The sequence below is a fragment of the Cupriavidus sp. GW822-FHT02D05 genome (genome assembly GCF_058802485.1).
In genome coordinates this window covers 43,207-60,451 of record NZ_JBXAOE010000032.1, presented here as the reverse complement: position 1 = coordinate 60,451, position 17,245 = coordinate 43,207, and the positions used below count along the sequence as shown (strand labels likewise).

15 protein-coding genes and 1 pseudogene are annotated in these 17,245 nt (G+C 67.7%); 7 read left to right on the top strand and 9 right to left on the bottom strand.

The genetic code is table 11. The features are described from left to right. Positions 1–11: 11 nt before the first annotated feature. The 3 genes and pseudogenes from AC1RQK_RS32360 to AC1RQK_RS32350 all read right to left on the bottom strand — a co-directional run bounded on the left by AC1RQK_RS32360 (position 12) and on the right by AC1RQK_RS32350 (position 2,570). Positions 12–297 (bottom strand): annotated as a pseudogene (locus tag AC1RQK_RS32360) (type II toxin-antitoxin system RelE/ParE family toxin). A gap of 54 nt (positions 298–351) precedes the next feature. Beyond that, positions 352–1,140, bottom strand: coding sequence for an ethanolamine ammonia-lyase subunit EutC (gene eutC / locus AC1RQK_RS32355; RefSeq protein ID WP_492813472.1), 789 nt, complete (start codon positions 1,138–1,140; stop codon positions 352–354). Positions 1,141–1,187: 47 nt separating this feature from the next. Further along, on the bottom strand, positions 1,188–2,570 hold the full coding sequence (locus AC1RQK_RS32350) for an ethanolamine ammonia-lyase subunit EutB (RefSeq protein ID WP_492375338.1): 1,383 nt from the start codon (positions 2,568–2,570) through the stop codon (positions 1,188–1,190). Between the two features lie 181 nt (positions 2,571–2,751). Between AC1RQK_RS32350 and AC1RQK_RS32345 the strand changes: the two genes are divergently transcribed. Beyond that, positions 2,752–3,789: an AI-2E family transporter gene (locus tag AC1RQK_RS32345; RefSeq protein ID WP_492375337.1), complete on the top strand. Its 1,038-nt coding sequence runs from the start codon at positions 2,752–2,754 to the stop codon at positions 3,787–3,789. A gap of 64 nt (positions 3,790–3,853) precedes the next feature. Here AC1RQK_RS32345 and AC1RQK_RS32340 read toward each other — a convergent pair whose 3' ends face one another. Beyond that, positions 3,854–4,579, bottom strand: a complete 726-nt coding sequence (locus AC1RQK_RS32340) for a FadR/GntR family transcriptional regulator (protein WP_492813470.1) — start codon at positions 4,577–4,579, stop codon at positions 3,854–3,856. Between the two features lie 138 nt (positions 4,580–4,717). On the opposite strand from AC1RQK_RS32340, the gene AC1RQK_RS32335 reads away from it, so the two are divergent. From AC1RQK_RS32335 to AC1RQK_RS32320, 4 genes are all read left to right on the top strand, one after another. After that, positions 4,718–5,506 (top strand): (Fe-S)-binding protein, encoded by a 789-nt coding sequence (locus tag AC1RQK_RS32335; protein ID WP_492375335.1) that lies wholly within the window; start codon positions 4,718–4,720, stop codon positions 5,504–5,506. Beyond that, positions 5,503–6,219, top strand: coding sequence for a LutC/YkgG family protein (locus AC1RQK_RS32330; protein WP_492813468.1), 717 nt, complete (start codon positions 5,503–5,505; stop codon positions 6,217–6,219). Before AC1RQK_RS32335 ends, AC1RQK_RS32330 begins: the two co-directional genes overlap by 4 nt. Beyond that, positions 6,216–7,685, top strand: a complete 1,470-nt coding sequence (locus AC1RQK_RS32325; protein ID WP_492813466.1) for a LutB/LldF family L-lactate oxidation iron-sulfur protein — start codon at positions 6,216–6,218, stop codon at positions 7,683–7,685. Before AC1RQK_RS32330 ends, AC1RQK_RS32325 begins: the two co-directional genes overlap by 4 nt. Before the next feature lie 295 nt (positions 7,686–7,980). After that, positions 7,981–9,723, top strand: a complete 1,743-nt coding sequence (locus AC1RQK_RS32320; protein WP_492813464.1) for a lactate permease LctP family transporter — start codon at positions 7,981–7,983, stop codon at positions 9,721–9,723. Between the two features lie 20 nt (positions 9,724–9,743). Here the strand turns inward: AC1RQK_RS32320 and AC1RQK_RS32315 are convergent, their stop codons facing one another. The 4 genes from AC1RQK_RS32315 to AC1RQK_RS32300 all read right to left on the bottom strand — a co-directional run bounded on the left by AC1RQK_RS32315 (position 9,744) and on the right by AC1RQK_RS32300 (position 14,503). Next, on the bottom strand, positions 9,744–10,895 hold the full coding sequence (locus AC1RQK_RS32315) for a CaiB/BaiF CoA transferase family protein (protein WP_492813462.1): 1,152 nt from the start codon (positions 10,893–10,895) through the stop codon (positions 9,744–9,746). 54 nt (positions 10,896–10,949) lie between these two features. Beyond that, positions 10,950–11,405: a PaaI family thioesterase gene (locus tag AC1RQK_RS32310; protein WP_492375562.1), complete on the bottom strand. Its 456-nt coding sequence runs from the start codon at positions 11,403–11,405 to the stop codon at positions 10,950–10,952. Between the two features lie 180 nt (positions 11,406–11,585). Beyond that, entirely contained in the window at positions 11,586–12,566 is a 981-nt protein-coding gene (locus AC1RQK_RS32305) for a Bug family tripartite tricarboxylate transporter substrate binding protein (protein ID WP_492375561.1), read from the bottom strand. Between the two features lie 116 nt (positions 12,567–12,682). Beyond that, positions 12,683–14,503: an acyl-CoA dehydrogenase family protein gene (locus AC1RQK_RS32300; RefSeq protein ID WP_492813459.1), complete on the bottom strand. Its 1,821-nt coding sequence runs from the start codon at positions 14,501–14,503 to the stop codon at positions 12,683–12,685. A 118-nt stretch (positions 14,504–14,621) separates the two neighbouring features. On the opposite strand from AC1RQK_RS32300, the gene AC1RQK_RS32295 reads away from it, so the two are divergent. After that, positions 14,622–15,500: a LysR family transcriptional regulator gene (locus AC1RQK_RS32295; protein WP_492375559.1), complete on the top strand. Its 879-nt coding sequence runs from the start codon at positions 14,622–14,624 to the stop codon at positions 15,498–15,500. A 265-nt stretch (positions 15,501–15,765) separates the two neighbouring features. On the opposite strand, the gene AC1RQK_RS32290 is transcribed toward AC1RQK_RS32295, so the two are convergent. Further along, positions 15,766–16,065: an antibiotic biosynthesis monooxygenase family protein gene (locus tag AC1RQK_RS32290; protein WP_492375558.1), complete on the bottom strand. Its 300-nt coding sequence runs from the start codon at positions 16,063–16,065 to the stop codon at positions 15,766–15,768. 247 nt (positions 16,066–16,312) lie between these two features. Between AC1RQK_RS32290 and nadC the strand changes: the two genes are divergently transcribed. Beyond that, entirely contained in the window at positions 16,313–17,149 is an 837-nt protein-coding gene (gene nadC, locus AC1RQK_RS32285) for a carboxylating nicotinate-nucleotide diphosphorylase (RefSeq protein ID WP_416051251.1), read from the top strand. Positions 17,150–17,245: the final 96 nt, after the last annotated feature.

The following is a 17,245-nucleotide window of genomic DNA, read 5'->3' as shown; positions in this document are numbered from 1 at the left end:
GTGATCTCCTTTCAGTGATAGTCCACGATCTCGACGGCCTCCGGGCCATCGGGTGTCCAAACGAAGCACACTCGCCACCGATCGTTGATGCGAATGCTGTGCTGCCCTTTGCGGTCGCCTCCCAGCACTTCGAGCCTGTTGCCAGGTGGGGACCGCAGGAAGTCGAGCGAGGCAGCAACCGCAAGCATCTCCAGCTTGCGTTCAGCCGTTGCCCTGATGTTGGCGAATCGCCGAACGCGGAATGCGCCGGCCAGAGAACAACGCTGCAGTGTCCTCGCATTTGAACGACTGGATCATGGCGGAATTGTATATCGTTTACCGATAAACGAGTAGGACATCCGCGATGGCCAGTCAGTTCCCCAACGGTCCTTGCCGCGCCGATGGCTCCGGCAACACCCCATGCTCGCTGTCGTCCTTCAAATCCACCCCGCTGTGCCCGAGCGCCAGCGCGCCACGCAGCAGGAAGGCCAGCTTGGCCGCCGCCTGCGGATAGGGCAGCCCTTCGGGGCGCACGTTGGAGATGCAGTTGCGCTCGGCGTCGGTGCGGCCCGGGCGCGGGTCGTGCGTCAGGTAGACGCCGAGGCTATCGGGCGAGCTCAGCCCGGGGCGCTCGCCGATCAGCATCACCACCTGGCGCGCGCCGAGAAGCAGCGCGGCTTCATCACCGAGCGCCACGCGGGCTTGCTCGGCCACTACCACGGGGCCGATGCGCCAGCCCGGCAGGCGCTCGCGCACGGCCAGCAGCAATGGCACGCCGTGGCGCTGCGCCGCCAGCGCGGACAGGCCGTCGGCCATCACGAAGACGACGTCGGGCGGCTCGGCAGGGCGCGCCCGCGCCAGCAGCGCGCGGCTGGCGTCGTCAAGCTGGCGGCCAAGGTCCGGGCGGCGCAGGTAGTGCTGCCGATCCGGTGCGGCGCTGTGCGCGGCCACGGTGTCGAAGCCGGCATTGCGCAATGCCTGTTCAATGGCTGCGCGCGCCAGCGGCGCATGCACCGCGTCGCGCGCCTGCGCATGCGCCAGGCCGAACGCGAGCACGGTCTGCGTCGTCTGGCTGTTGCCGCAGCGGCCCAGTGCAATCCGTGCCACGGTGAACTGCCGCAGGCGCTGCCAGGGGTTGTCGTGGATCAGCTTCTGGCTCATGACGCGGGCCTCGTGCGGGCGGGAAAACGTTGGCTGGCCATGACGCGTTACAGGCCGTGCGCGAGTTGCAGCAGCGGCTGGCGCTCGGCCAGCTCCAGCAAGCGGCCATCCGCGCCGAGGATGCCCATGCGCTGCAGCCAGTCCTCGAACTCGGGCGCGGGGCGCAAGCCCAGCGTGTCGCGCAGGTAGAGCGCGTCGTGGAACGAGGTGCTCTGGTAGTTCAGCATGATGTCGTCGGCGCCGGGCACGCCCATGATGAAGTTGATGCCGGCCACGCCGAACAGCGTCAGCAGCGTGTCCATATCGTCCTGGTCGGCCTCGGCATGGTTGGTGTAGCAGACATCGCAGCCCATCGGCACGCCGAGCAGCTTGCCGCAAAAATGGTCTTCCAGCCCGGCGCGGATGATCTGCTTGCCATCGTACAGGTACTCGGGGCCGATAAAGCCCACCACGGTATTGACCAGCAGCGGCGAGAACGCGCGCGCCACCGCATAGGCGCGCGCCTCCATGGTCTGCTGGTCCACGCCGTGGTGCGCGTTGGCCGACAGCGCGCTGCCCTGCCCGGTCTCGAAATACATCACGTTGTTGCCCACCGTGCCGCGCGCCAGGCCTTGCGCGGCGTCATGCGCCTCGCGCAGCAGCGCCAGGCTGATGCCGAAGCCGGCGTTGGCGCGCTCGCTGCCGGCCACCGACTGGAACACCAGGTCCACCGGCGCGCCCTGCTCGATCGCGCGCAGCGTGTTGGTGACGTGGGTCAGCACGCAGGACTGGGTGGGCACATCGAAGCGGCAGCGCAGGTCGTCGACCAGCCGCAGCAGCGTGACGATGGCGCCGAGGCTGTCGGTGGCGGGGTTGATGCCGATGGTGGCATCGCCGCAGCCGTAGAGCAGGCCATCGATCATCGAGGCGGCAATGCCGCGGGCATCGTCGGTGGGATGGTTGGGTTGCAGCCGTACCGAGAGCCGGCCGGGCAGGCCGATGGTGTTGCGAAAGCGCGTGACGACGCGGCACTTGCGGGCCACCGCGATCAGGTCCTGGTTGCGCATCAGCTTGCTCACCGCCGCCGCCATCTCCGGCGTGATGCCCGGCGCCACGCGCGCCAGCGTCGCGGAGTCGGTCTCGTGCAGCAGCAGCCAGTTGCGCAAGTCGCCCACGGTGAAGGACGCGATCTCGTGAAAGGCCTGGGCGTCATGGCTGTCAATGATCAGGCGCGTGACCTCGTCGTCCTCGTAGGGCACCAGCGCCTCGGCCAGGAAGTGCGCCAGCGGCACCTCGGCCAGCGCCATGCGCGCGGCCATGCGCTCCTCCTCGCTGGCAGCCGCCAGCCCGGCCAGGTAGTCGCCCGAGCGCGCCGGGCTGGCCTTGGCCAGCAGGGTCTTGAGATCGGCGAAGAGATGCCGCCGCGAGGCTACGGTGTGGGCAAAGGTCATGGGATCTGTCTCGGTCAGCTGGCGGGCCCGCGAACAGCCCGATCATAGCAACCACGGGCGCACATTGTCGCCGCCCGGGCGCTTGCCTTCGCCGTCCGCCCATCGGACAATCGAGCGCCGTACAATGCACAGACGCCCGGCCGTCCACCAGACGGCGCGGCCCCTCAATGCAGGAGACTTGATGAATCAACCCGATCCGCCACGCATACCCCGCTTGCCGGATGCAAAGTGGTTCAATGTCACGACTGCCGCCTATATCCTGACCGCCCTGGCGCTCTGGATGGTGATGCAGGCCAACCTGGTGGCGGCGCTCATGGCGGGCCTGCTGCTGTACTCGCTGGTGGACGTGCTGGCGCCCAAGCTGGTGGGCCTGCACCAGCGCCACGACGCCCTGGCGGTGGCGATTCTCTCCGCTGTCACCTTGCTGGGGCTCACGCTTGGGGGCTGGGCGCTGGTGCGCTTTGTCAGCGGCGACGGCAATACGCTCGACACCCTGCTGATCCGCACCGCCGACATCATCGACAAGTCCCGCGCCCAGTTGCCGGTCTGGGTCAGCGACGCGCTGCCGCGCGGCGTGGATGAACTGGCCAACGCCCTCATTGCCTGGCTGCGCGAGCACGCGCAGATGGCGCAGAAGTTCGGCACCGAGGTGCTGCGCAGCCTCGCGCATATCCTGATCGGCCTGGTGATCGGCGCGATGGTCGCGCTGTACCGCGCCATCTCCAAGCCCAACCGCCGGCCGCTGGCCTCGGCGCTGGTGGAACGTGCCCGCAACCTGCAGCTGGCGTTCTCGCAGTTCATCTTCGCCCAGGTGCAGATCTCGCTGATCAACACCGCGCTCACCGCGGTCTACCTGCTGGTGGTGCTGCCGCTGTTTGGCGTGCACCTGCCGCTGGCCAAGACGCTGGTCGCCTTCACGTTCCTGGTCGGGCTGCTGCCGGTACTGGGCAACCTGGTGTCGAACACGGGCATCGTGGTGGCCTCGCTGTCGATCTCGCTGCCCATGGCGATCGCCTCGCTGTTCTACCTGGTGCTGATCCACAAGTTCGAGTACTTCCTCAACGCACGCATCATCGGCGCGCGTATCAATGCCGCCGCCTGGGAACTGCTCACGGTCATGCTGCTGATGGAGTCGCTGTATGGCGTCGCCGGTGTGATTGCCGGGCCGATCTACTACGCCTATCTCAAGCGCGAGCTGTCGAACAAGGGCCTGATCTGACGCCTGGCGTCACCGGTAGGACCAATTTCCGCCAATACAGCGCCCGCCGATCCGGTGCCCGGCTTCAGGGGCTTGCCCCGTCTCCTTGCTGCTCAACCCGGCTGCGCACAAAGTCGATGTGTGTCTGCATGGCGGTGCGCGCCTCCTCCGGGCGGCGCGCGCAGATCGCCTCGCACAGCGTGCGGTGCTGCAGCAGCAAGAGCGCGGAGGCATCCTCGTCCTGCACCCGCAGGCCCGTGCCGTTGATGGTGATGTGTTCGCGCAGCATGCCGATCACGCTGGTATGCAGGTGCAGGAACATGGTGTTGTGCGAGGCCTGGGCAATGGCCTCATGCAGCTTGGCGTCCGCCTCGGCCTCGGCGGCCTTGTCGTCTTGCTGGCGGGCGGCTTCCAGCGCGCGGAGCAGGCCGCGGATGCGCTTGAGATCCGCGGCATCCGCGCGCATTGCGGCAAAGTAAGCGGTAGCGCCCTCCAGCACCCGGCGAAACTCCAGGATATCGTCACGCAGCACCGGGTGGTCCGCCACCAGCTGGCGCCATGGCGAGGCAAAGCCGGTGCGCAGCTGCTCGGTGACGAACACCCCTGCGCCCTGCCGGCTTTGCAGCAAGCCTCGCGCCGCCAGCCGCTGGGTAGCCTCGCGGATGGTGTTGCGCGCCACGCCATATTGCTCGGCCAGGAGCCGCTCCGCGGGCAGGCGGGCACCAGCCGGCCAGGTGCCGTCCAGCATCGCCGTTTCCAGTTTCCGCATCACCTCTTCCACGCGCCCGCGCGCCTGCCTGCCCGCCGCCATCCTCTCGCTCCGAAATCCGTTCGCCACGCCCAACTGGTCCAACCAATTTGAACTGGCGCGCGTCTCGCGGAATTATGCGCTCAAACAACGGCCAGCCCTGAGCCCCACAGCCAGGCGGCCGCCCCCACGGAGCGAGACATGAAGCAAAGGCGCTATCCCCCTGCCCCGGCACAGGTCTACCTGTTCGCCACCTGCCTGGTCGACATGTTCGTGCCGCAAGCCGGCCTGGACGCCGTGCGGCTGCTGGAGCGAGAGGGCCTGACCGTGCACTTCCCGCGTGGGCAGAGCTGCTGCGGGCAGCCCGCCTATAGCAGCGGCAACCCGGCACAGGCCCGGGCCGTGGCGTTGGCCCAACTGGATCTGTTCGCCGAACCGTGGCCGGTGATCGTGCCCTCTGGCTCTTGCGCCGGGATGATGCGGCACCACTGGCCGCAGCTGTTCGCGCAAGATCCCGTGGCCGGCCCCAAGGCCGCCTTGCTGGCCGAGCGCGTGTACGAGCTGAGCGAATTCCTGCTGCACGTGCTGAACGTCCGCTTCGATGTCAGCGGCGTCGCCGGCCAGCCACCCGAAACCGTGGTGCTGCACACCTCCTGCGCCGCCCGTCGAGAAATGGGTACGCGCGACCATGGCGTGGCCCTGGTCGACACCCTGCCCGGCGTCACGCGTACCGAGCATCAGCGCGAATCCGAATGCTGCGGCTTTGGCGGCACCTTCTCGCTCAAGCATCCCGACATCTCCGGTGCGATGGTGCAGGACAAGATCGCCTCGGCCTGCGCCACCGGCTGCGACCGGCTGGTCTCCGCCGACTGCGGCTGCCTGCTCAATATCGGGCACGCGGCCAGGCACCAGGGGGCGCCGCTGCCTGTCGAGCACCTCGCCACCTTCCTGTGGCGGCGTACCGGCGGTGCCGCCAAGGAGCAAGCATGAGCACACTGAGCGCCCGCGAGCGCATGCTCGGCCGGCTACGCGCGGCCGCACCCGCACCCGCACCCGCTGCCACTGCCGATGCCAGCCAGCTGGATGCGCGCATCGACGCGCACTACGACGCCCGCCGCGAGGCGGCCACCCCCGCCGAGCTGGCGCAGGCCATGCAGGCGGCACTGGGCGCCTCGCACGCGCTGGCCTGGTGCGCCAGCGCCGAGGCCTGGCCCGCGCAACTCGCAGGCAGGCTCGCTGCCGCCGGCGTGCGCCGCCTGTTGCTGGACCCCGCCTCCGCGCAAGGCGCCGCGCTGATGCGCGCCCTGCCCGCCAGCGTGGCGCCGTTGTCTTACGCGCGCCCCATCGAAGCGTGGAAGGCGGAACTCTTCGACACCGTGGACGCGGGCTTTACCGTGGCGCGCTCCGGCATTGCCGCCACCGGCACGCTGGTGCTGGCGCCCGACGCGCAAACGCCACGCACGGTCTCGCTGGTGCCGCCGCTGCATATCGCGCTGGTATACGCCGAAACGCTGCATCCGGACCTGCATTGCGCCGCGCGCGCCGAGCGCTGGAGCGCGGGTATGCCGACCAACCTGGTGCTGGTCTCCGGCCCATCCAAGACCTCGGACATCCAGCAAACGCTGGCCTACGGCGCGCACGGCCCGCGCGAATTGTGGGTCATCATCGTGACCGGCAGCGCCGGAACAGGAGCCGCGCAATGAGTACGCCCACGACTACTCAGGCTGGTGCCAAACCCCTGCACTTCGTGCCCGCCGCGGACTTCAAGGCGCGCTCGCGCGCGGCGCTGGACGACCCCAAGTTGCGCAGCAGCTTCCGCGGCGCCATGGACTTCCTGCAGGCCAAGCGCGCCGTGCAGTTCCCCGACGGCGATGAGCTGGAGCAGTTGCGCGACCTGGGCGAAGCGATCCGCCAGCACGCACTGTCGCAACTGCCGGACCTGCTGGTGCAACTGGAGGACAAGCTCACCGCGGCCGGCGTGCAGGTGCACTGGGCCGAGACCGCGGACGAGGCCAATGCGATCGTGCACGGCATCGCACAGGCCCGCCAGGCAAGCCGCGTGATCAAGGGCAAGTCGATGGCCAGCGAGGAAATCGAGCTGAACCATTACCTGGCCGAGCGTGGCATCGACTGCATCGAGTCCGACATGGGCGAGTACATCGTGCAGCTCGCGGGCGAGAAGCCGTCGCACATCGTGATGCCGGCCATCCACAAGACGCGCGGCGACATTGCCGCGCTGTTCGAGCAGCATATCCCCGGCACGCCCTATACCGAGGACGTGGACGAACTGATCCAGACCGGCCGGCGCGCGCTGCGCCAGGAATTCGTCAACGCGGACATCGGCCTGTCCGGCGTGAACTTTGCCGCCGCGGACACCGGCACGTTGTGGCTCGTAGAGAACGAAGGCAATGGCCGCCTGTCCACCACCGTGCCCGATGTGCATATCGCCATCATGGGCATGGAGAAGGTGGTGGCCCGGCTAGAGCACATCGTGCCGCTGGCCAGCCTGTTGACGCGCTCGGCCACCGGGCAGGCCATCACCACCTACTTCAACCTGATCTCCGGCCCGCGCCGCGCGGGCGAGCGCGACGGCCCGCGCGAGGTGCACCTGGTGCTGCTGGATAACGGCCGCAGCCAGGCCTATGCCGATGCGCAGCTGCGCGCCACGCTGCAGTGCATCCGCTGCGGCGCGTGCATGAACCATTGCCCGGTGTACACCCGCATCGGCGGCCATGCCTACGGCACCACCTACCCCGGCCCGATCGGCAAGATCATCTCGCCACACCTGCTCGGGCTCGATGCCACGGCGGACCTCGCCACCGCCTCCAGCCTGTGCGGCGCCTGCGGCGAAGTCTGCCCCGTGCGCATCCCGATTCCGCAATTGCTGATCCGCCTGCGCACCGAAGCCAACCGCGATCCCGACGAACAGGTTGCGCATCCGCTGCGCGGCCAGGGCGCCAAGTTCAGCCGCGGCGAGCACCTGGTCTGGCGCTTCTGGAGCGGCGCGTTCGCGCATCCGCTCGCCTACCGGCTGTTCCGCTGGGCCGCCACGCGGCTGCGGGTGCTGACGCCAAAACAGCAGCTCGGGTGGACCCGGCACCGCGCACCGCTTACCCCAGCGCCGCGCAGTCTGTCGGACTTGCTGCGCGAGCGTGGACAGGCGGAGTAGGCCCGCCAGCGGGCAACACAGCGCAATGCGAAGCGAGCCCCCCAAGCGATGCGAAGCGAGCCGTCAAGGTTTACCAGGCCGTATGGGGCGCCTTCTTTGCCTACTTTCTTGGCAAGACAAGAAAGTAGGTCGCCGCCCCGCAGGGGTGGTGAAACCGCCTTTGACTTTAAGCCTTTGACCTTAAGCCTTTGACTTCGCCGTCAGGCAACAAGGCAACAAAAACCAGACAAAAAAAACAAGCAACAAAACGCCCCACCCCAGTTCACTCAAACACAATCCCCGGAGGAGACCCACCGTGCAACCCTGGACCCAGACCTACACACCGCTAGGCAGCCTGTGGCTGTCCGCGCTCGCGGCAGCGCTGCCCATCCTGTTCTTCTTCCTCGCCCTGGCGGTGCTACGCATGAAAGGCCATGTGGCAGCAGCCATCACGCTGCTCCTCGCCATCGGCGTGGCGATCTTCGCCTACGGCATGCCCGTGCCGCAGGCGCTCGCCGCCGCGGGCTTCGGCTTTGCCTACGGCCTGTGGCCGATCGCGTGGATCATCGTGACCGCAGTGTTCCTCTACAAGATCGTGGTGAAGACCGGGCAGTTCGACATCATCCGCGCATCCGTGCTCGCCATCACCGATGACCAGCGCCTGCAGATGCTGCTGATCGGCTTTGCCTTCGGCGCCTTCCTGGAAGGCGCGGCGGGCTTTGGCGCGCCGGTGGCCATCACCGCGGCCCTGCTGGTGGGCCTGGGCTTCAACCCGCTCTATGCGGCGGGCCTGTGCCTGATCGCCAACACCGCGCCGGTGGCCTTCGGTGCCATGGGCATTCCCATCATCGTGGCGGGCCAGGTGACCGGCATCGATGCCATGCACATCGGCGCGATGGCGGGCCGGCAATTGCCGCTAATGTCGCTGGCGGTGCCGTTCTGGCTGGTGTTCATCATGGACGGCAAGCGCGGCGTGAAAGAGACATGGCCGGCGGCGCTGGTGACCGGCGCGAGCTTCTCGGTGACGCAGTATTTCACCTCGAACCATATCGGGCCGGAGTTGCCTGACATCACGTCGGCGCTGGTGAGCCTGGTGTCGCTGACGCTGTTCCTCAAGGTGTGGCAGCCCAAGAGCGCAAGCCAGCGGGCTGGCGGCGCGGTGAAGGCGAGCGGCGGGGCGGCAGCACTGGCGCGCATGGGTGGCGGGTTGGCAAGCGATGCGGGCAGCTTCGGCAACGGGGCGGGCGACGGGGCGGGCAACAACCGCCGCGCCTCGCCCTACACCGTGGCACAGACCGTGCGCGCGTGGGCGCCCTTCGGCATCCTTACCGCCATCGTGACGGTCTGGAGCCTGCCGTCGTTCAAGGCGCTGTTCGCCGGCAACGGCGCGCTGGCTGGGTGGGTGCTGAAGTTCCATGTGCCGGCGCTGGACCAGCTGGTGATCAAGGCCGCGCCGATCGTGGCACAGCCTAAGGCCTACGAAGCTGTGTTCAAGCTCGACCTGGTATCGGCTGTGGGCACCGCCATCCTGCTGACCGCGCTGATCTCCGCCGTGCTGCTGCGCATGAAGCCGCGCGATGCGCTGGCGACCTTCGGCGAAACGCTGATGGAGCTGCGCCGCCCGATCCTGTCGATCGGGCTGGTGCTGGGCTTCGCCTTTGTCGCCAACTACTCGGGCATGTCGTCGACGCTGGCGCTGCTGCTGGCCGGCACGGGCGCGGCGTTTCCGTTCTTCTCGCCCTTCCTGGGCTGGCTGGGCGTGTTCCTGACTGGCTCGGACACGTCGTCCAATGCGCTGTTCTGCTCGTTGCAGAGCACCACCGCGCACCAGATCGGCGTGTCCGACACGCTGCTGGTGGCGGCCAACACCACCGGCGGCGTGACCGGCAAGATGATCTCGCCGCAATCCATCGCGGTAGCCTGCGCGGCCACCGGGCTGGTCGGCAAGGAATCCGAGCTGTTCCGCTTTACCGTGAAGCACAGCCTGCTGTTCGCGGTGATCGTGGGCATCATCACCATGCTGCAGGCTTACGTGTTCACGGGGATGATTCCCCACTAAGCGTGGCATGGCCGCCAAGCTCAGGCGCTGTCGTTGGCGGCGTCGCGCGGCAGGAACTGGTCACCCTCGGCCAGGGGCGCGTAACGGTAGGTGGCGGGCGTGCGGCTGAGCTTGACGGGCGACCCAAGGCCCTTGTAGCCATCCGCCATCTCCACCACCATCTCGCGGTGGACGGTATGCGGATGCTGCAAGGCGTCCGCCACCGACAGCACCGGCGCGCACGGCACGCCGGCGGCCACCAGCGTATCGGCCAGCACCTTGCCATCCAGCTTGCCCATGCGCGCTTCCAGTTCCACCTTGAGCGCGGCACGGTTGACCGAGCGCGCGCCGGCGGTGGCATAGCGCACATCGTCGGCAAACCCCGGCATCTCCAGGTGCTCGCACAGGATGCGGAACTGGCGATCGTTGCCGACCGCGAGAAAGATCGGGTCGGTGGCGGTGGCGACGGTGTCGTACGGGTAGATGTTCGGGTGCGCGTTGCCGGTGCGGGTCGGCTCCTTGCCGCTCATGAACCAGTTGGCCGCGTGCGGATGCAGCAACGACAGGCCCGAGTCGTACAGCGCCGCCTCGACAAACTGGCCGCGCCCGCTGCGCTCGCGCTCCTGCAGGGCCAGCAACACGCCCAGCGCGGCGTTCAGCCCCGTGACCATGTCCACCACCGGCAAGCCCACGCGCAGCGCGTCGCCGCCGGCTTCGCCGTTGATGCTCATGATGCCCGCCATGGCCTGGATGGCCGCGTCGTAGCCGGGCAGGCCACCCAGCGGGCCATCCGCGCCAAAGCCGGAAACCCGGCAGTGCACCAGGCGCGGGAAGCGCGCCGACAGCGCGTCAAACCCCAGCCCCCATTTTTCCAGCGTGCCGGTCTTGAAGTTCTCGACCAGTACGTCGGCGTCCGCCAGCAGGGCAAGCAGCACCTCGCGGTCGGCATCGGTGGTCAGGTCCAGCCGCATCACGCGCTTGTTGCGGTTCAGGCCGAAGTAATAAGAGGCCACGCCGTCCTTGAACGGAGGGCCCCAGGTGCGGGTATCGTCGCCTTGGGGCGGCTCGATCTTCAGCACGTCGGCGCCATGGTCGCCAAGGATCTGGCCGCAGAACGGCCCGCCCAGGATGCGGGAGAGATCGACCACGCGGATACCGGCAAGCGCGCCGGGCGAGACAGGCAGTTTGCTCATGAGAGGGGTTCCGTAACTGCGGCGATGAACGTGCGACACAAAACGCGGATTGGCTCAGGCGGCCGGCGCGGGCGTGCGATCCAGCAACTTGAAGGTGCCGGTGGCCAGCGCCAGCAGCTCGCCCTGCGCATCGCGGATCTCGCCGCGCGCGAAGCACAGGGAACGGCCGCGCCGCTCGCACCAGGCGGTGGCGGTCAACTCGCCGCGCCCGGGGGCGGTGAAATGCACCGACAAGTCGATCGTGGCCACGCCAAAGCGGCGCGGATCGTGGCCGCGCGCGGCGCAGGACAGCGCGCAATCGAGCAGCGTGGCCAGCGCGCCGCCGTGCACGTCGCCGCGGCTGTTGGTGTGGTCCGGGTGGTAGGCCATGCTCACGCGCGCCTCATTGGCGTTGATGTGCACGCCGGTCAGGCCGAACACGCGGGCCATGGGCATCGGCAGGGCAAACAGCAGGCCCGGCGCTTCGCCGGCAAATTCGTTGACGGGCGCGGGCGAGGAAAGATCGGTCATGGCGGGCACAGAGTAGGTTGGGGCCGCATGAAGGCAAAGCGGGCACCGCTATGCCGCGATGCCCACGAATTCGCCCACATGCCGCCAGGTGCATTGGACTGCACGCAGGTTGGCAAACGTCGATACTACCGCCGAACCGGCCATGATTCATAGCCTGGCTTGGCGGAGCGTGCCCCTGGCTCAGTCCAGCTGAGCACCCGATTTCTGCACCACGCCGCGCCATTTGGCCACCTCTGCCTTGACGAAGCTGCCAAGCTGCTCGGGCGAGGTCGATGGCGGCAGTTCCAGCCCTTGCGCCTGCAGGGTCTTGCGCACTTCGGGCTGTTGCAGCGCATCGGCAAAGGCGTGGTTGAGCTTGGCGATGACCGCTGGCGGCGTGCCGGCCGGGGCGACCACGCCGAAGAACACCGAGACGTCGAAGCCGGGCACGCCCTGCTCGGCCACGGTGGGCACATCGGGCAGCGCCTGCGAGCGGGCCTTGGTGGTCACGCCCAGCACGCGGAACTTGCCGCTCTTGATGAAGGGCAGCGCGGTCAGCACGTCGGTGAAGCTCATGCTCACCTGGCCGCCAAGCAGGTCGTTCAGCGCCGGGCCGGTGCCCTTGTAGGGAACGTGCTGGAAGTCCGTGCCGGCCAGGTTGTTGAACAGCACGCCAGCCAGGTGCGAGGACGCGCCATTGCCCGACGAGGCGTAGCTCAGCTTGCCGGGGTGCGCCTTGCCGTAGGCGATCAGCTCACCGACGGTCTTGACGGGCACCGAGGGGTTCACCACCAGCACATTGGGCAACTGGCCGATCTGGATCACCGGCGCAAAGCTCTTGATCGGGTCATATTTGATCTTGCGGTACAGGCTGACGTTGATCGCCAGCGGCGCCGAGGTGCCGAACATCAGCGTGTAGCCATCCGGCTCGGCGCGCGCCACGGCTTCGGCGCCGATGTTGCCGCCGGCGCCGGCGCGGTTTTCCACCACCACGGTCTGGCCAAGGCTGCCCTTGAGCGCGGACGCCAGGGTGCGCGCCATCACGTCGGTGGGGCCGCCGGGCGGGTAAGTCACGATCATCATGATGGGCTTGGACGGGTAGTCCTTCTGCGCCAGCGCGGGGGCAATGCCCACGCAGAGGGTGCAGGCGGCGACAGCGGCGAGGCGTTGCCAGAGGGTCATGGTTGTCTCCTGATATTGGTCTATTAGGTCGATGTCCACCCGGCGGGGCGCCATGGTGAAGTGTGCTGCGCCGGCTTCTGGCGGCGCAGCGGGGGCTGTGTCCTGCCCTTGCGGGATCAGAACAGGTTGACCTGCGCCACGGCCGTGGCGGCGTCCACTGCGCCATCCTCTGGCGGCGCAATGGTGTCGGCCAGCCAGTCGGGCTCGGCCTCGCCTGCCAGCGGATCCTGCGGCAGCACGCGATGCAGCAGCACCAACTGGGCCAGGCGCATGCGGCGCACGGAACCGATGCGGCCCGCTTCCCAAGCCATGGCGACCGCGCTGGTCACGTGGTACAGCCCGGATGCGGCCTGGCGCGCCAGCACGTCGCCATCGGCGCCGGCTTCGGCGGCGCGGGCGGCCAGCGTGGTGGCACGCGCGATCGCGGTGGTAAAGACGCCGCGTGCGCCGGCATGCATCGGCGTGGCTTGCAGCAGGCCGGCCAGGTGAGCCTCGAGCACGGGCAGCGCGCCTTCGCGGCGGATCGCGCGCAGCACATCCAGGGCGACGATATTGCTGGTGCCTTCCCAGATCGAGCCAAGATGCGCGTCGCGCACCAGGCGCGGATCGCTCCATTCCTCGATATAGCCGCAGCCGCCACGCATTTCCATGGCGTCGCCGGTGACCTTGCGCGCATCGCGGCAGGCGCGGAACTTGATCAGCGGCGTCAGCACGCGCATCAGCGGATAGGCATCGGCCTCGCCGGCATCGGCGCGGCGCAGCGCCTCGGCGGTCTGGAACACCATGGTGCGGGCCTGCTCGGTGGGCAGCGCGAGCTTGAGCAGCTGGCGGCGCATCAGCGGCATGTCCAGCAGGCGCTTGCCAAAGGCCCGGCGTTCGCGCGCGATGAACTGGCCCTCCGACAAGGCGCGGCGCATCAGGCCGGCCGCGCGTACGCCGTTGGACAGGCGCGAGTTGTTGATCATGTCGGCCATCTGCACGAAGCCCCGGCCCAGCTCGCCCACCAGGTAGGCATGCGCGCCTTCCAGGCGGATCTCGCCACTGGCCATGGAGCGCGTGCCAAGCTTGTCTTTCAGGCGGATGATGCGATAGTGGTTGGCGCTGCCATCGGCCAGCGTGCGCGGCAGCAGGAACAGCGACACGCCTTTGATGCCGGGCGCGGCCTCGCCGTTTTCGTCCTCGACGCGAGCCAGCACCATCGCCAGCGCGGCGTCCGGGTTGGAGCAGAACCACTTGTCGCCCGACAGGCGCCAGCCGCCCTCGGCCTGCGCATCGCGCGCGGCGCGGGTGGTGGTGGCAGCCACGTCGGAGCCTGCGCCCTGCTCGGTCATGAACATGGCACCCTGGTACAGGTCCTCGAAGACCTGGGTGGTGAGGTTCGGCAAGAAGCGCTCGACCACCGCCGGATCGCCGAACTTGCGCAAGGTGCGGGTCAGCGAATCCGTCATCGACAGCGGGCAGCACAGGCCGAACTCGGCCTGCACGAACAAGTAGGTCAGCGCGTACTTGGCCACGGCCGGCATCGGCTTGTCCCAGCCCAGCACGCCGCCACGGTGCGACGCCGCCGCCAGACCGAACTCGGAGAAGGCAACCCGCTCAAGCTCCACATAGGCCGGATGCTTCTCGATGTGCTGCGCGTCGATGCCCGTGCGGGTGCGGTGCGACAGCGTGGGCTTGTTCTGGTCGGCGGTATGCGCCAGCGTGTCCAGCACGCCGCCGGCCAGCGCGCCCATGCGATCGAGGTGGGGCAGCAGGTGGGCGAACAGGTCGGGCGGGAGGTAGAGCGGCAGCAGCGCGCGCAGGTCCGGATCGCTGGCAAACAGGTTGACGCCTTGCTGGTCGGGCACCGGATGGGCGGGCGTGGCCGAGGTTGCGGGAATGGCCGAGGCGGCCGGGGTGGCCGAAGAGGCAGTATGGCGCGCTGCGCTGGTCCGCATGAAGTGTCTCCTGTGTTTGCCGGCACGTGGCGCCGGATACTTTGTCTGCATTATTCAAAGTCCGGCGATTCGTGTCTAATTCTAAAATTGGCTTGGTCCATATATTTTTTATATCGCCATGGAATTCCGTCACCTGCGCTACTTCCTCGTCCTCGCCGAAGAACTCCACTTCGGCCGGGCCGCCCGCCGCCTGTCGATCTCGCAGCCGCCGCTCTCGCTCAATATCCAGCAGCTGGAAGCCTCGGTAGGCGCCCGCCTGTTCGAGCGCGACAGCCGCGGCGTGCGCCTGACGGCCGCTGGCCGGGCTTTTCGCGAATCGGCCAGCGCGCTGCTGGCCCAGGCCGAGGAGGCCCGCTTGCTGGCGCGCGAGATCGAGGCCGGCGCCGTCGGGCGGCTGCGCATCGGCTTCGTGGGCTCCATGCTGTACCGCGGCCTGCCCCAGCGCCTGCGGGAGTTCCAGGCCAGCTACCCCGGCATCCAGGTGGCGTTGACGGAACTCAACTCACAGGAGCAGATCGACGCGCTGCTGCATGACGGGCTGGATGCTGGCTTCATCCACACCGACCGCGTGCCCGACGAACTGGCCACCGCACTGGTCCATAGCGAACCTTTCCTGTGCTGCGTGCCGCACGATCATCCCCTGGCGCGCCAGGCCACCGTGGCGCTGAGCGAGCTGCGCGGCGAGCCCTTTGTGCTGTTCTCCCGCAAGGCCTCGCCCGACTACTACAACCGCATCTTCGAGATGTGCGCGGCGCAGGGCTTCTATCCGCAGATCCGGCATGAGGTGCGGCACTGGCTGTCGGTGGTGTCCCTGGTGTCGCAAGGAACCGGCGTGGCGCTAGTGCCGGCGGCGCTGCAGAGGTCGGCAATGGCGGGGGCGGTGTTTTTGCCGCTGGCGCAGGCGACGGTGCCGTCGGAGGTGTATTGCGTCTGGAAGGCAGGAACGGACGAGCCCGCGCGCGACCGCTTCCTGGAGAAGATGCGGGATGAGAAATAAGGAGGTGGGACGGGAAGAAAGCCGGGCCTTTCCTGCTCACCCCGAAATGCGGCGAGCACTTGCGATGGCGAACACACTCAGGGTAAACACTAGGACTACCAAGAAAATGCCACCTGCTTTACCGGCAGGTGGCATGTCAAATACGCGTGGAACGGGGTGTTCAGCGTGCAAGCAGCATACCCGCTGCACTTTCCCCCACCAATAACGCAATTGCGTTATTCGGGACCCTACTCAAGCGGGGGGAGGATTGCCCCCCGGTCCGGATTCAGAACCCCTCGACCGCCACGCTGACATGGCCCACGTTGGGCGCAGCGGCAAAGTAGTCGCCAACCAGCTTGCGCCATTCGGCGAAGTCCGCGGATTCGCGGAAATCCACCATGTGGTTCTCGACCGTATCCCACTTGACCTCCAGCGTGAAGTGCGAGGGGTTTTCGATCGACCTGAGCAGCCGCATGGCGTGGCAGCCGCGGGCGCGCTTGAAGAGCGGCGCCGCCTTGGCAACCGCTGCCTCGAAGTCCGACTCCGTGCCCGGTTTGATCTGGAACTGCGCTATTTCGAGAATCATGTCTTGTGCTCCGTCTGTGCGTGTCAGGAAGGCCGGGGCCTGGCCCGGTCGTGCGTCGACAAGCATTTTATGACAGGCCGGGACATCGCGCGTCGCCGCGAAATTATTCTTAGATGTCGAACATTACTTGACAAGGCCACGGCAACTGCTAGGATTGCCATACGTACTTCGATATCTAAGTATTTTTTGCATTCACATCAAGACCGCGACACCAACCCACCGGACCCCCGGAACCCTGGAGCCAAGCATGTACGACCCATTTGCAACCGACAAGCTGATTGACCTGTGGCTGACCGAAGACATCGGCGCCTGCGACCTGACGGTCCACACCATGATCGAGAAGGGCGAGACGGGTTCGTTCTATATGAATGCGCGTGAGCCGATGCTGATCGCCGGTGTGGATGTGGCCGCCCGGGTGTTCTCCCGCTACGATCCGTCGCTGCATGTGGATGTGCGCGTGAGCGATGGCGACAAGGTCGCCAAGGGCGCCATCCTGATCGCCGTGAGCGGTTCGGCGCGCAGCGTGCTGACCGCCGAGCGCACGGCGCTGAACATCATGCAAAGGCTGTGCGGGATCGCCAACCATACCGCCCGCTACGTGGAGGCAATTGCCGGCACCAAGGCGCGCCTGATCGACAGCCGCAAGACCACGCCGGGGCTGCGCGTGCTGGAGAAGCACGCGGTGACCTGCGGTGGCGGCCTGAACCACCGGCTGGGGCTCGATAACGGCGTGATGATCAAGGACAACCATATCGCCGTGTGCGGCAGCATCGCCGCCGCCGTGGAGCGCGCGCGCCGGCAACTGCCCGTGCTGACCAAGCTGGAAGTGGAGTGCGACCGGCTGGACCAGGTGCATGAAGCCCTGAAGGCGGGCGTCGACGTGATCATGCTGGACAACATGTCCGTGCCCGACATGCGCGAAGCCGTTGCCATCGTCAACGGGCGCACCAAGGTGGAGGCGTCCGGCGGCATCAACCTGGAGACCATCCGCCCCATCGCCGAGACTGGCGTTGACTACATCTCCACCAGCAAGATCACCCAGTCCGCGCCGGCCGTGGATATCGGGCTGGACGATGCGGTGTGAACAAGCGCCGTGAACAGGCGGTGTAAAGATACCGTGTGAGCGGGAGTCACTCCTTCCCGCCACTTTGACGCGCGCCTGGCTGCTGCCTTGCGCGCT